Origin of the sequence: Streptomyces sp. G5(2025), from assembly GCF_049542075.1 — a bacterium.
Classification (GTDB): Bacteria; Actinomycetota; Actinomycetes; order Streptomycetales; family Streptomycetaceae; genus Streptomyces.
This window is the reverse complement of record NZ_JBMUZT010000006.1, coordinates 2,342,578-2,356,404: the sequence shown is the minus strand read 5'-3', so window position 1 is coordinate 2,356,404 and position 13,827 is coordinate 2,342,578. Positions and strand designations below refer to the sequence as shown.

The window sequence follows — 13,827 nt, the reverse complement described above, 5'->3', positions numbered from 1 at the left end:
AGCGGTCCCGCAGGCCCGGACGCGGCGTCGGATCAGGACGTCGGGTCCGGGTGGGAGTCGTGGCGGCGTGGCCAGGTGCGCGTGTCGCGGGGTTCCACGTACGGCTCCTCCTCGGCGGGCATGCCGCCGCTGATCGCGCGCTGGCGGGCCAGTTCGGCGTCGAATTCCAGGCCGAGCAGGATGGCGAGATTCGACAGCCACAGCCAGACCAGGAAGATGACGACACCTGCCAGGGTGCCGTAGGTCTTGTTGTACGAGGCGAAGTTGGCGACATACAGGGCGAAGCCGCCGGAGGCCAGCAGCCACAGGAGCACGGCGAGTACGCTGCCGGGGCTCAGCCAGCGGAAGCCGGGGCCGCGGACGTTGGGGGCCCGCCAGAACAGCAGGGCGATCATCATGATGACGATGATCAGAAGCACCGGCCACTTCGCGATGGACCAGGCGGTGAGCGCCGCGTCGCCCGCGCCGATGGCGTCGCCCGCGCGCTCGGCGAGCGGCCCCGTGAAGACCACGAGCAGCGCGCTGATGGCGAGCAGGATCATCAGGGCCACGGTCAGCGCGATCCGCAGCGGCGTCAGCTTCCACACCGGGCGGCCCTCGGGCAGGTCGTAGACGGCGTTGGAGGCGCGGATGAAGGCCCCCACGTATCCGGAAGCCGACCACATCGCGAGGACCAGGCCCGTGATGGCCACGACGCCGCTGGTGCCGCCGCTGCCCTCCAACTGCCGTACGGCGTCGCTCAACAGGTCGCGCACCGGACCCGGGGCCAGCTGGTCCAGGTTGCTCAGGACGGAGTCGGTGGCCTTCTTCCCGATCACGCCGAGGATCGAGACCAGGACGAGCAGGGCGGGGAAGAGCGACAGCACGCCGTAGTACGTCAGGGCGGCGGCCCGGTCCGGCAGGTCGTCGTCCATGAACTCCCGGCCGGTGCGCCGCAGTACCGACCACCAGGAGCGGGCGGGCAGATCGGTGGGCTCGTCCGGGGCCGCCTCCTCGACCTCGGGACCCGGGCCGGTGCCGGGCCGGTCGAGGTCGTCGTCGTGGCTGCCCTCGTGGTCGCCGTCGTGCTCGTGCTCGTGCTTGTGGTCGTGCTTGCCGAAGAGTGCCATGCGGGGGCGAGTTGGCCGACTGGGCCGAGGTATGCCTCCTGTCCCGCGGCGCCCGATCCCTTGGAGCTTCCTCCATGGAGAGTCGCATCTGCCATGGAGGAACCCCTTGAATATTTCAGATGCCACCTGATCGGGCTTATCTTGTCGCACATGCAGTCCTACACAATCGGGCAGGCCGCGCGTCTGCTGGGCGTCAGTCCCGACACCGCCCGCCGCTGGGCGGACGCCGGGCGGGTCGCCACGCACCGCGACGAGGCGGGGCGGCGGCTCATCGACGGCCGTGACCTGGCCGCCTTCTCCGTCGAGGTCGCGCAGGGCGGCGGCGCTGCCGAGGACGACGTCCCCTACACCTCCGCCCGCAACGCCTTCCCCGGCATCGTCACCGCCGTGAAGCTCGGCGACGTCGCCGCCCAGGTGGAGATCCAGGCGGGCCCGCACCGCCTGGTCTCGCTGCTGACCCGTGAGGCGGTGGAGGAACTCGGCCTGGAGGTCGGCGTGCAGGCCACCGCCCGGGTCAAGTCCACCAGCGTGCACATCGACCGCGCATGAGTACGTGCACATCGACCGCGCCTGAGTAATCGACCGTGCCCGAGTCACCGACCGTGCCTGAGCCAGGAGTGCCACCCATGTTCCCGGTCCATCCGAAGTCCCCCGCCGCCCGCCGTGCCGCCGCCGCCGCGACCGTCGCGCTGCTCGTCCCGCTCGCCGCCGCCTGCGGCGGTGACGGCGACAACGCGGGCAAGAAGGGCGGCGGCAAGAACGTCCGCCTCACCGTCCTCGCCGCCTCCTCCCTCACCGATGTCTTCGCCACCGCCGAGAAGGCGTACGAGAAGGACCACCCGGGCACGGACCTCACGGTCTCCGCGGCCGGGTCGCAGGAGCTCGCCGCCCAGGTCAAGCAGGGCTCGCCCGCCGACGTGCTGGTCACGGCGGACACGAAGACCATGGACGGGCTCAGGGCCGAGACCGGCGCGCCCACCGTGATCGCCAAGAACCGGCTCGTGATCGCCACGCGCGAGGGCAATCCCGACCGGATCAAGGGGCTGAAGGATCTCGCCGACCGGGAGCTGAAGGTCGTGCTCGCGGACGACACCGTGCCGGTCGGGCGCTACAGCAAGGAGGTCCTGGACCGGCAGGGCGTCCAGGTGAAGCCCGTGTCGAAGGAGGCCAACGTCCGCTCCGTGCTGAGCAAGGTCGAGCTCGGCGAGGCCGACGCCGGCATCGTCTACCGGACGGACGCCGCCACCGCGCCCGGCAAGGTCGACGCCGTCACGATCCCGGACCGGCAGAACGCCGTGGCGTCCTACCCCGCCGCGACCCTCAAGGGTTCCGGGAACAGCGCCGCCGCCGCCGCGTTCGTGAAGTGGCTCGGCAGTCCCGATGCGCAGAAGATCCTGCGGGACGCGGGCTTCCAGAAGCCGTAGCGGGGCCTCCGTTTCCGGTACACCGGCTTCCGGGCGCCCGCTTCCGGTACCTCGACTTCCGGGCGCCCGCTTCCGGTACCTCGACTTCCGGGCGCCCGCTTCCGGTACCTCGACTTCCGGGCGCCCGACGCCTCCCCGCAGCGGGCGCCCGGTCGTAGGCCCGCGTCACCCCACTGATGCCAGACTGATCCCAGGACCGCCGATGAGCCGCCCCCACCCCCGTCCGCGCACCCGCTCGCCGGGCCGTCCCCGGGCGCCGCTCGCCCTCGCGCTGCCCGCACTGCTCGCGGTCGCGTTCCTGCTGATGCCGCTTATCGGCATCCTCGCCCGCACCGAGTGGGGCGAGCTGGGCACGCACCTCTCCGCGCCCGGCGTCACCCAGGCCCTGAAGCTGTCCATGCTGGTGTCCTTCTGGGCGCTCGGGCTCTCCCTGCTGCTCGGGGTGCCGCTGGCCTGGCTGCTCGCGCGCGTGGAGTTCCCCGGGAAGGCCTTCGTGCGGTCCCTCGTGCTGCTGCCCATGGTGCTGCCGCCGACCGTCGGCGGTGTCGCGCTGCTGCTCGGCTTCGGGCGGCGCGGGCTGCTCGGGCCGTGGCTGGAGAACACGTTCGGGATCGTGCTGCCGTTCCACACCTCCGGTGCGGTGGTCGCGGCGACGTTCGTGTCGATGCCGTTCCTCGTGATCAGCCTGGAGGGCGCGCTCGGCGGGCTGCGGCCCGGCTTCGAGGAGACGGCGGCGTCGCTGGGGGCCTCTCCGGTACGGGTGTTCCTCACCGTCACCATGCCGATGGTCGCCCCCGGGCTCGTCGCCGGGGCCGCGCTGACCTGGGCGCGGGCGCTGGGCGAGTTCGGCGCGACGATCACCTTCGCCGGCAACCTCCCCGGGACCACGCAGACCTTGCCGCTCCAGGTGTACCTGCTGCTCCAGGACTCCCCGGAGGCGGCGACCTCCCTGTCGCTGCTGCTGCTCGCCATCGCCATGGCCGTGCTGATCGGGCTGCGGGGGCGGTGGTCGGCCGGGGCGACCTTGCGGACCGCCGATCCGGCCGCTGCTGTGGGGGACGGGACCCAGGGCGGGCCCGAGCCGCTCGCCGAAGCCGCAGGGCCGCGGGAGAACGGGCCGCGGGAGAACGGGCTGCGGGAGGACCGGCCGCAGGAGAAGTGGGGCCTGCACGCCGACGTCACCGGCGCCAACGAACTGACCCTCGACGCGGCACCCGGCACCACCATCGCCGTCGTCGGACCCAACGGCGCGGGCAAGACCACCCTCCTGCGCGCCCTCCTCGGCCTCACCCCCCGCGCCCACGCCCGGCTGCGCCTCGGGGAGCGCGATGTCACCGCGCTGCCGCCGCACCGCCGCGGGGTGGCCTGGGTGCCCCAGGAGGGCGCCCTCTTCCCGCATCTGAGCGCCCTCGGCAACACCGCCTACGGACTGCGCGCGCAGGGCGTCCGGCGCACGCGGGCCCGCCATGAGGCGCAGGCATGGCTGGACCGGCTCGGCGTCGGCCACCTCGCGCACCGCAGGCCCGCGCAGCTGTCCGGCGGGCAGGCCCAGCGGGTCGCGCTGGCGCGGGCGCTCGCGGCCCGGCCCCGGCTGCTGCTCCTGGACGAGCCGCTCGCCGCCCTCGACCAGACCACCCGCGCCCACGTACGGCACACCCTGCGGCGCCACCTCGACGGCTTCGGCGGGGTCTGCCTCGTCGTCACGCACGACCCCGTCGAGGCGGTGTCGCTGGCCGACCGGGTCCTCGTACTCGACGACGGGCGTACGTTGCAGGACGCGCCGCCCGCCGAAGTCACCCGGCATCCGCGCTCGCCCTGGGTGGCCCGCATGCTCGGCCGCAACGCCTGGCCGGGTACGGCCGCCGCCGACGGCACGCTCGTCCTGGCGGGGGAGGGGCGGCTGGTCGTCGCCGATCCGCCGGCCGAGGGCACGCGGGCGCTCGCCGTCATCGCGCCCGAGGCCGTCTCCGTGCACCGCGACAGGCCCGAGGGCAGCCCGCGCAACGTGTGGCGCGGGACGGTACGGGAGATCACCGCCGCCGGGAGCAGGCTGCGGGTACTGATCGTCTCGGGGCAGGCGCCCGACCTGGTCGCCGAGATCACCCCGCAGGCGGCGGCCGAACTGGGCCTCGCCGACGGGGCGGAGGTGTGGACCAGCGTGAAGGCCACGGAGGTGACGGTGGTGGCGCTCTGACACGCGGGGCTGCGGGCCTCCGGCTTGCGAGGCCGCCGGGCCGCCGGGCTTGCGGGGTTGCCGTGCCACCGGGGCCAGCCGCCGGGCCGTCGTGCCGCCGGGCCAGACGCCGGGCCGCCGGGCCAGACGCCGGGCCGCCGTATCGCCGTGCCGCCGGGCTTGCGGAGTCGCCGGGCCACCGGGGCCAGTCGCCGGGCTGCCGGACCGCCGTGCCGCCGGGGCCAGCTGCCGTGCCGCCGGGCCGTCGTGCCGCCGGGGCCAGACGCCGTGCCGCCGGGCCAGATGCCGGGCCGCCGGGCCAGCCGCCGGGCTGCCGGACCGTCGTGCCGCCGGGCCAGATGCCGGGCCGCCGGGCCAGCCGCCGGGCTGCCGGACCGTCGTGCCGCCGGGCCAGATGCCGGGCCGCCGGGCCAGATGCCGGGCCGCCGGGCCAGCCGCCGGGCCGCCGTATCGCCGGGCCGCCGGGCTTGCGGGGTCGCCGTGCCACCGGGGCCAGCTGCCGTGCCGCCGGGCCGTCGTGCCGCCGGGCTTGCGGGGTCGCCGGGCTGCCGGGGTCGGTCGCCGGGCTGCCGGACCGTCGTGCCGCCGGGGCCAGCTGCCGGGCCGCCGGGCCAGCCGCTGCGCCGCCGTACCGCCCAGCCGCCGTGGCTGCCGGGATGGCTACAGCGGTGCCTGCCAGGTCACCGTCGTGCCCGCCTCCACGCCGTCCGTGTCCCCGTCGTCGTACACCGTCAGCCGTACGCCGTCGCGGCCGTCGGGGAGGGTGGCCCGCGCGTCGACCGCCACGTCGACCCGGGTGACGCCGGTACGGCGCGACACGGCGGCCAGGGCGCGGCGCAGGGCGGCGAGGAGATGGCTCGCCGCCGGGTCCGCGATCCGGGTGTCGACCGCGCCGCCGAAGTGCACCGAGGGGTGGACGCCCAGGATCGCGGCGGCGCCCGCCGTCTCGCGCAGGACCTTGCCGCGGAAGGTCGTCGGGGCGTCGGCGGGCGGCTGCTGGAGGGCGAAGATGGCCGTGCGGACCTCCTGGATGGTGGACTCCAGCTCGTCGACGGCCTGGTCGAGAGTGGCCTCGACCTTCGGCGAACCCGCCTTGCGGCGCGTCGACTCCAGCATCATCCCGGTCGCGAAGAGGCGCTGGACGACGAGGTCGTGCAGGTCGCGGGCGATCCGGTCGCGGTCCTCGAAGACCGCGAGGCGCTGCCTGCTCTGCTGGGCGTCGGCGAGGACGAGCGCGAGGGCGGCCTGCGAGGCGAACTGCGTGGCGAGCAGCCGCTCGGCGGCGGTGTAGGCGGGCGCGCCGCGCCTGCGGGGCAGCGCGAGCGTCCCGATGAGCCGGCCGCCGGCCTGGAGCGGCAGCATCATGCTGGGCCCGAAACGGAGGCGTACGTGGGTCGTCATCCGGGGGTCGGTCGCGGAGTCCTCGATGAACACCGGTTCACCGCCGAGGAGTTGGGTGAGGACCGCGCTGCCGGGTTCGATGGTGGTGCCGATGAGGTCGTTGTAGCTGGGGGGTGGGGGCGAGGGGGCCGGCGACGGCGTGGGGCGATCGGAGGCGGCGCCCGGCATGGGTGCTTCGACCGCCGCGGTCGTCGGCCCGGGCCGGCGGGACGGTCGCCCGCCGAGGCGCCCCAGCCGGGGAGTTCGTGGGCGGGGGCGGCTTGGTCGGGAGGGGGCCCCGCGACTGCCGTGGTGGGGCTGGTGTCCGGGGTCGGGTGGGCTCGTTCGCCCGGCAGGGGCGTTTCAGCCGCCGGGGGCGTCGGCCCGGAGTCCGCGGGGCGGTCGCCCGCCGAGGCGCCCCAGCCGTGGGGGGCGCCGTCGGTGGAGGCGGCGACGATGCGCATGCCGCCCGCCTCGGTGGGCTGGAGGATCACGCCCGCCGCCGCGCCCGCGAGCATCCGTGCCCGGTCCGCGACCGTCATCAGCGCGTCGGCCGCGGCCTCGCCGGTGAGCAGGGCCGTGGTGACCGCCGCCGCTCCCTCGATCCAGCGCTCCCGCTGCCGGGCCGCCTCGAACAGGCGGGCGTTGCCGATCGCGATGCCCGCCTGGCTCGCCAGGACCTTCAGGAGCTGCCGGTCCTCGTCCGTGAACGCACCCTCCGCCTCCTTCGCGAGCACGAGGTCGCCGAACGCCTCGTCGTGGACGGGGATCGGTACGCGGATGACGTCACCGCCCGCCTCCTCCACCGGGCCCGGGCCGGGCCGGCCGCCACGAACACCTCGGACACCCCGCCGGCCTCGCTGTCACCGCCGACGCCGAGCGTGCCGTACTCCGCGCCCGTCAGCCGGACCGCGCTGTCCACGATGTGCTGGAGCGTGGCGCGCAGTCCGAGGTCCGTGCCGACGGAGAGGACCGCCTCCAGCAGCGGCATCGGGGGCAGCGGCGCGTCCACTCCGTCGTCCATCTCGGTCACGCACTCCGTGTCGCGGTGGCGGGCTCCGGCACCGGTCAGGCGGACAGCGGGTCCAGGACCAGTGGCTGGATCTTGCCCTCCAGCATCGCACCGAGGCCCAGCACCGCGCACACATCCGGGCGTTCCGCGATTTGTACGGGCATTCCCGTCGCGTCCCGCAGCATCTGGTCGAGCCCGGGGAGCCGCGCGCTGCCACCGACCATCATGATCCCGCGGTCCGCGAGGTCGGCGACCAGGTCCGGCGGGCAGACCCGCAGCACCTTGCCGATACCGTCCAGCACGGCGGTGAGCGGAGTGTGGATGGCGTCGCGGACGGCGGCCGTGTCGACGTGGACCGAGCGGGCCAGGCCCGTCGCGACGTCCCTGCCGTGGATCTCCGTGGACTCCGGGCCGTGCGGGGTGAGGCCGTTGCCGCTCAGGGCGAGCTGGAGGGGGCGTACGGACTGCGAGGGCAGCATCAGCTCATGCTGGTGGCGCAGGTGCTGCACGATCGCGTGGTCGATGGCCTCGCCGCCCACGGGGATGCGTTCGGCCGTCACGATCGAGCCCATGGACAGGACCGCGACCTGGGTCGTGGCGGCGCCGCAGACGAGGATCATCGTCGCCTCGGGGCGCTCCACCGGCAGGCCGCAGCCGACGGCGGCGGCGATGAGGGTGTCCACCAGCTCCACCCGGCGGGCGCCGAGCCCGACCATCGTCTCGATGGCCGCGCGCTGCGCGAGCGGGTCGGCGTCGTGGGGGGTGCAGGCCGCGGCGCGCAGCCGCGGCTTGCGGCGCAGGGCGCGGCGGAGCTTCTCGCCGAGCAGATGGCGCAGCATCCGCTGGGCCATCTCGATGTCGACGACGGTGCCGCCGGAGACGGGGCGGACCACGCGGATGTAGCCCGGCGTACGGCCCGTCATCTGCTCGGCGAACTGGCCGACCGCGATGAGGGCACCCGTGCGGGTGTTCACGGCGGCGGCGCTCGGCTCGTCGACGACGAGTCCCGCGCCCTTGACGAACACCCGGGTCCGCGCGGCCCCCAGGTCGACGGCGATGTGGCAGCGGCGCAACTGCTCCAGACTGACGGTCATGGCAGGTGGTCCTCCCGAGAGCGCAGACCGTACGGGCCGACGGTCGGCGGCCCTGTCTCGCATCGTGCGGTGCCCGCGGACGCCACGCGCGCTGGGCTGAGCCGCGCGGGGTGCGGCCGTATGGGTGGTGTGCGCGGGGCGGGGCCTCCAGCGGTGCCCCCGGCTCACTCCGGCACCGCGCCCCGCCTGGCGGGTGGTCCCCCTGGCGGCTTCCCGCCACCGCACGGCAACTCCCTTGCCGCACAAGGCCCCTGACACTCTTCGCAGCACTCGGGCGACCCCCACCTCTTCGCCCGGCTCCGACGAAGAGAGGCAGCTTCATGACCAGAGCCCCCGCGCGGCGAAGAGCCGCGGCCGCGGCCGCCGTCGGTCTCGTGTTCGCCCTGCTTCCCGCCGGGCAGAGCGCCACGGCCGACGACGCCTCCACCATGGCCACGGGCCCCGCCATGGCCACGGGCCCCGCCATGGCGACGGGCCCCGCCATGGCGACGGGCTCCGCCATGGCTGGGGCCCCCGCCCGCACCACCACCCCCGCCCCGGCTGCCCCCACCCCCACCGCCGCCCATACCGTCACCCTCATCACCGGCGACAAGGTCACCGTCACCCCACTCCCCGGCGGCACGCGGACCGTCACTGTCGACCGCCCGGCGGGGGCGACCGGAGCCGTGCGGACACAGGTGGCGGGCGATCGCGTCACCGTCGTACCGGATGAGGCGCGGCCGTATCTGCGCTCCGGGTTCCTGGACGCGCGGCTGTTCGACGTCAGTGAGCTGATCCGGCAGGGCTTCGCCGCCCGCGGGACGGCTGGGCAGGCGCGGCTCCCGCTCATCGTCACGTACGACAAGAACGCCCGGGGTGCCGCCCGCCAAGTGCCGCGCGGCGCCGAGAAGGTGCGGGCCCTGCCGAGCGTCGCCGGGGTCGCCGTGACCGCCGAGCGGCCCGCCGCCCTGTGGCGTTCCGTGCGCGACGAGGCGTCCGGCGTCGAGAAGGTCTGGCTCGACGGCCGCGTCGAGGCGGACATGGCGCGGAGCAACGAACAGATAGGCACGCCCAAGGCCTGGGAGGCCGGGCTCACCGGCAAGGGCGTGAAGGTCGCCGTCCTCGACACCGGCATCGACGCCGGGCACCCGGATCTGGACGGCCGTACCGCCGAGAGCAGGAGTTTCGTCCCCGGCGAGGAGGTCGCCGACCGCAACGGACACGGCACCCACGTGGCGTCCACCGTCGGCGGCAGCGGCGCCGCCTCCGTGGGCGGCAAGGAGAAGGGCGTCGCGCCCGGCGCCTCCCTCGCCGTCGGCAAGGTGCTCAGCGACGAGGGCTTCGGCAGCGAGTCGGAGATCATCGCGGGGATGGAGTGGGCCGCCGAGGACGTCGGCGCCAAGGTCGTGTCCATGAGCCTCGGTTCGCAGGAGCCCAGCGACGGCACCGACCCGATGGCCACCGCCGTGAACGCCCTCTCCGAGGAGACCGGCGCCCTCTTCGTCGTCGCGGCCGGGAACACCGGCGCGCCCTCCTCCATCGGCTCGCCCGGCGCCGCCGACTCCGCGCTGACCGTCGGCGCCGTCGACTCCGCCGACCGGGCCGCGTACTTCACGAGCCAGGGGCCGCGCGCGGGCGACCACGCGCTCAAGCCCGACCTGTCGGCGCCGGGCGTCGACATCCTCGCGGCCCGCTCCCGGCTCACCGCGGGCGAGGGCCCGTACACGGAGATGAGCGGTACGTCGATGGCGACCCCGCACGTCGCGGGTGTGGCCGCCCTGCTCGCCGAGAAGCATCCCGGCTGGAGCGGCGCCCGGCTCAAGGACGCCCTGATGTCCGCCTCCGCGCGACTCGACGCCTCCGCCTACGCGTTGGGGGCGGGGCGGGTCAGCGTGCCCGACGCCATCGACACGCGGATCACCGCGACCGGCAGCGTCGACCTCGGCTTCCACGGCTGGCCGTACGAGGACAACCGGCCGGTGGCGAGGAAACTCACCTACGCCAACTCGTCCGACGAGCCGGTCACGTTGAGCCTGAGCGTGGTCGTGCGGGCCGCCTCGGAAGATGTCTCCGAAGACGTCGCCGCACTCGCCGACACCACCCTCTCCGTCCCCGCCCACGGCACCGCCTCGACCACCGTCACCGGCGACGGCGCGAAGGCACCCGTCGGGAACACCAGCGGCGACATCGTCGCGAGCGCCGGTGGCGAGCAGGTCGCGCGGACCGCGTTCGGCCTGGTCAAGGAGGAGGAGCGGTACACGCTCACCGTGCACGTCAAGGACCGTGACGGCGCCCCCGCCCCGGCGGACCTCGTGGTGCAGCGGCTCACCAAGGGCGTCGACCCGTTCCCGGCCGCCGTCGGCGACTCCGGCACCCTGAAGCTGCGCCTGAAGCCGGGGACGTACGCCGTCTCGTCCTTCCTCGACGTGCGCGGCGCCCGGGGCGCCGACTCGCTCGGCCTCGGCTTCCTCACCGATCCGCAGATCAGCCTCGACCGGGACCGCGAGGTCACCCTCGACGGGCGGAGGCTGCGCGAGATCAGCGCCGAGGTCGGCCGGCGCACCGAGACCCGGCAACTGCTGATGGAGTACGACAGGAAAGCAGGCGGCGCCGAGCTCCAGGGCGCCGTCCAGGTGCCCGTGAAGTACGACAGCGTCTTCGCCGCCCCCACCGCCGAGGTCACCGACGGCACCTTCGAGTACCGCACGGTGTGGCGCCTCGGCAAACCCCTGGTGGACGTGAAGGGCCTGCGCGAGGCCGTCGCCCAGCCAGGCGGGACCGTCGCCGAGGGGCGGCACACATGGGCGCTGGTGGACGCGGGCGACGGCACCCCGGACGCGTACGCGGGCAAGGACGTGCGCGGCAAGGCCGTCATCGTGCGCCGCACGGACGCGGTCACTCCCGAGCGGCTCGGGCAGGCCGCACAGGACGCGGGCGCCGCCGCGCTGTTCGTGACGGACGACCGGCCCGGGCGGCTGAACGCCTGGTTCGGCACGGACGGCAACACCGACCGGCCGCTCCAGATCGCCACGCTCGACACCGCCGACGGGGCCCGGCTCCTCGCGGCGGCGAAGGCGGGCAAGAAGGTTGAGAGCACCGGGACGGTCGACACGCCGTACGTCTACGACCTCTCCGAGGGCCATGAGAAGGCCGTACCGAAGGACCTGTCCTTCCGGCCCGGCAAGCGTGAACTCGCCGTGCTCCACACGAAGTACCACGCGGTGAAGCCCGCGCGGGGCGGCGAGTTCCGCTACTCGATCACCGGTACCTTCCCGGTCGGCATCGGCTTCCAGGAGCAGATCGACCACCCCGCGACGCGAACCGAGTACGTCTCCACGGGCCGGGGCCAGCTGTGGCACGAGTCCGTCTCCACCGGGTCCGGCGCCCTGGAGCAGCGCGGCGGACTGGTCGCGTACGAGGGAGGCGCGCGGACGGGCCTGAACTGGTTCAGGCCCGTCCTGCACCCCTGGCTCGGCACCGGCCTCGGCTGGGGCCAGACACGCCGCGGCGACACCCTGGAGTTCGACGTGCCCGGCTGGGGCGACTCGGGCCCGGACCACACCGGCTTCGGCGACGTGTGGAACGAGGAGTCGATGACGCAGGTCAGCGAGGTCTTCGTGGACGGTGTCAGCGCCGACCGGCGCAAGAGCTCCGCGGTGTACGTGTGGGACGCGGACCCCGCCGAACGCACCTACAAGGTCGTCACCGACACGACCCTCGACCCGGCGCGGTGGCACCTCGCCACGAAGGGCCACGCCGAGTGGACCTTCAGGTCGAAGGAGACCCCGGCGGACAGGAAGACCCGCCTGCCGCTGCTCAATCTCGGCTTCGACATCGACACGTCCCTCGCGGGCGACGTGCGCGGCGGGCGGACTGTGCCCGTCGGCATCTTCTCCGAGTACGTCAAGGGGGCGGCGGACACCGGGCGCGTCGGCGGCGGCCGGCTGTCGGTGTCGTACGACGAGGGGAAGACCTGGCAGGCCGTCGCCCTGGACAGGGACGGCAAGGAGGCCGCTTGGGAAGGGAAGGTGAAGGTGCCCGGCGGTGCCGCGTCCGTGTCGCTGCGGGCCTCGGTCCATGACGACCGGGGCGGGTCCGTGACGCAGGAGATCATCCGGGCGGTGGGGGTGAAGCAGCCGCCCCCTCTTCAGGCCCTGCTCCCGCCCCCAGGGCGCGCTTCATGATCTTGCCCATGTCGTTGCGTGGCAGCGCCTCCAGGTAGTGGACGACCCGTGGCCGCTTGTGCGGGGCGAGGGAGGCCGCCACGTGGTCCGCCAACTCCCCGGCGGCGGGCGGGTTGTCGGCGTCGGCGGGCACCACCCACGCCACGATCCGCTCGCCCAGGTCGGGGTCCGGTTCCCCGGTGACCGCCGCCTCCCGCACCCCGGGGTGGGCGAGGAGCGCGTTCTCGATCTCACCGGCGCCGATCTTGTAACCGCCGCTCTTGATGAGGTCGGTGGCCTTGCGGCCGACGATCCGTACGTAGCCGTCGGGGTCGCGCACCGCCATGTCGCCGGTGCGGAACCAGCCGCCCGGCGCGAAGGCCGCGGCGGTCGCGTCGGGGCGGTTCAGATACTCGGTGAAGAGGTTCGGGCCGCGCACCTGGATCTCGCCGACCGCCTCCGGACCGCCCGCCGGGAGCGGCTCGCCCGCCTCGTCGACCAGGCGCAGGTCGACACCGGGCAGCGGCACCCCGACCGCGCCCGCGCGCGGCTCGCCGTCCGCGCGGACGCTGGTGTTCATGAGCGTCTCCGTCATGCCGTACCGCTCGATGACGCGGCGCCCCGTGGCCGCCGCGATCCGCTCGTGGTCGTGCACCGGCAGCGCCGCCGAGCCGGACACCAGCAGCCGCGCCCCGGCCAGCGCCTTCGCCAGCTCCGGGTCGCCGGGCAGGGCTTCGGCGATCCGGTGGTACATCGTCGGCACCCCGAACAGCATGGTCGCCCCGGCGCCCAGCTCGCGCGCCACGCCCTCGGTGCCGAACCGGCCGAGGTGGCGCACACTGCCGCCGCGCCGCAGCGGGCCCAGCGTGCCGAGGATCAGGCCGTGCACGTGGAACAGGGGCAGGGCGTGGACGAGTACGTCGTCGCCGGTCCACTGCCAGGCGTCCTCCAGGGCGTCCAGCGTGGCGGCGATCGCGCGGCGCGGCAGGACGGCGCCCTTGGGCGGGCCCGTGGTGCCGGAGGTGTAGACGATCAGGGCGGGGGCTTCGGGGTCGTCCGGCTCCGGGACCGCGGCTTCCGGGCTAGCCGCGGAGTCCCGTACGTCCATGTCGACGTCGAGCCGCGTCAGATCGGCCACAGCCCGCGGCAGTACGGCGCCCGGCTCGGCCAGCACCAAGGACGGCGCGCTGTCGGCGACGATGTGCGCCAGCTCGCTGCCGCCCGACTTCGGGTTGAGCGGCACGGCGGGCACGCCCGCCCGCAGCGCGGCGACCACGGCGACGGCGGTCTCCAGGGAGGGCGTGGCCCAGACGGCGACGCGGCCCGCCCCGCGCAGCCGGGCCGCCAGCGCGCCCGACACCGCCGCGAGTCCGCCGTGGCTCAGGGCGCGGTCGCCGAACCGCAGGGCCTCACCGGAAGCCCACGCGTGCGGGGCGGACAGGGTCGGGAAGAGGGGATCCACGTCTCGTACT

7 protein-coding genes and 3 pseudogenes are annotated in these 13,827 nt (G+C 74.8%); 4 read left to right on the top strand and 6 right to left on the bottom strand.

What is annotated here, in order from left to right; genetic code table 11:
* Positions 1–32: 32 nt before the first annotated feature.
* The gene (locus ACOBQB_RS21525) at positions 33–1,109 is read right to left on the bottom strand and encodes a YihY/virulence factor BrkB family protein (protein ID WP_423593784.1); all 1,077 of its coding nucleotides are present in this window, start codon (positions 1,107–1,109) and stop codon (positions 33–35) included.
* A 150-nt stretch (positions 1,110–1,259) separates the two neighbouring features.
* Between ACOBQB_RS21525 and ACOBQB_RS21520 the strand changes: the two genes are divergently transcribed.
* The 3 genes from ACOBQB_RS21520 (at position 1,260) to ACOBQB_RS21510 (ending at position 4,727) form a co-directional block, all read left to right on the top strand.
* Positions 1,260–1,658: a TOBE domain-containing protein gene (locus ACOBQB_RS21520; protein WP_423593783.1), complete on the top strand. Its 399-nt coding sequence runs from the start codon at positions 1,260–1,262 to the stop codon at positions 1,656–1,658.
* Between the two features lie 77 nt (positions 1,659–1,735).
* Positions 1,736–2,533, top strand: coding sequence for a molybdate ABC transporter substrate-binding protein (gene modA / locus ACOBQB_RS21515; protein ID WP_423593782.1), 798 nt, complete (start codon positions 1,736–1,738; stop codon positions 2,531–2,533).
* Positions 2,534–2,735: 202 nt separating this feature from the next.
* Positions 2,736–4,727: an ABC transporter permease gene (locus ACOBQB_RS21510; RefSeq protein ID WP_423593781.1), complete on the top strand. Its 1,992-nt coding sequence runs from the start codon at positions 2,736–2,738 to the stop codon at positions 4,725–4,727.
* A 660-nt stretch (positions 4,728–5,387) separates the two neighbouring features.
* On the opposite strand, the pseudogene ACOBQB_RS21505 reads toward ACOBQB_RS21510, so the two are convergent.
* From ACOBQB_RS21505 to ACOBQB_RS21490, 4 genes and pseudogenes are all read right to left on the bottom strand, one after another.
* Positions 5,388–6,224: pseudogene (locus ACOBQB_RS21505) on the bottom strand (sensor histidine kinase); the annotation flags it as partial.
* Positions 6,225–6,547: 323 nt separating this feature from the next.
* Positions 6,548–6,844, bottom strand: a pseudogene (locus ACOBQB_RS21500) (histidine kinase); the annotation flags it as partial.
* A pseudogene (locus ACOBQB_RS21495) lies at positions 6,818–6,913 on the bottom strand (hypothetical protein); the annotation flags it as partial. The pseudogenes ACOBQB_RS21500 and ACOBQB_RS21495, both read right to left, overlap by 27 nt.
* A gap of 262 nt (positions 6,914–7,175) precedes the next feature.
* Complete coding sequence (locus ACOBQB_RS21490; protein WP_423593780.1) at positions 7,176–8,213, bottom strand: rod shape-determining protein; 1,038 nt, start codon at positions 8,211–8,213, stop codon at positions 7,176–7,178.
* A 320-nt stretch (positions 8,214–8,533) separates the two neighbouring features.
* Here ACOBQB_RS21490 and ACOBQB_RS21485 point away from each other — a divergent pair, with 320 nt between their 5' ends.
* A complete protein-coding gene (locus tag ACOBQB_RS21485) occupies positions 8,534–12,376 on the top strand; it encodes a S8 family serine peptidase (protein WP_423593779.1) in 3,843 nt (1,280 codons plus the stop codon).
* Here the strand turns inward: ACOBQB_RS21485 and ACOBQB_RS21480 are convergent.
* Positions 12,303–13,817, bottom strand: a complete 1,515-nt coding sequence (locus ACOBQB_RS21480) for an acyl-CoA synthetase (RefSeq protein WP_423593778.1) — start codon at positions 13,815–13,817, stop codon at positions 12,303–12,305. The genes ACOBQB_RS21485 and ACOBQB_RS21480 overlap by 74 nt on opposite strands.
* Between the last annotated feature and the right edge of the window lie 10 nt (positions 13,818–13,827).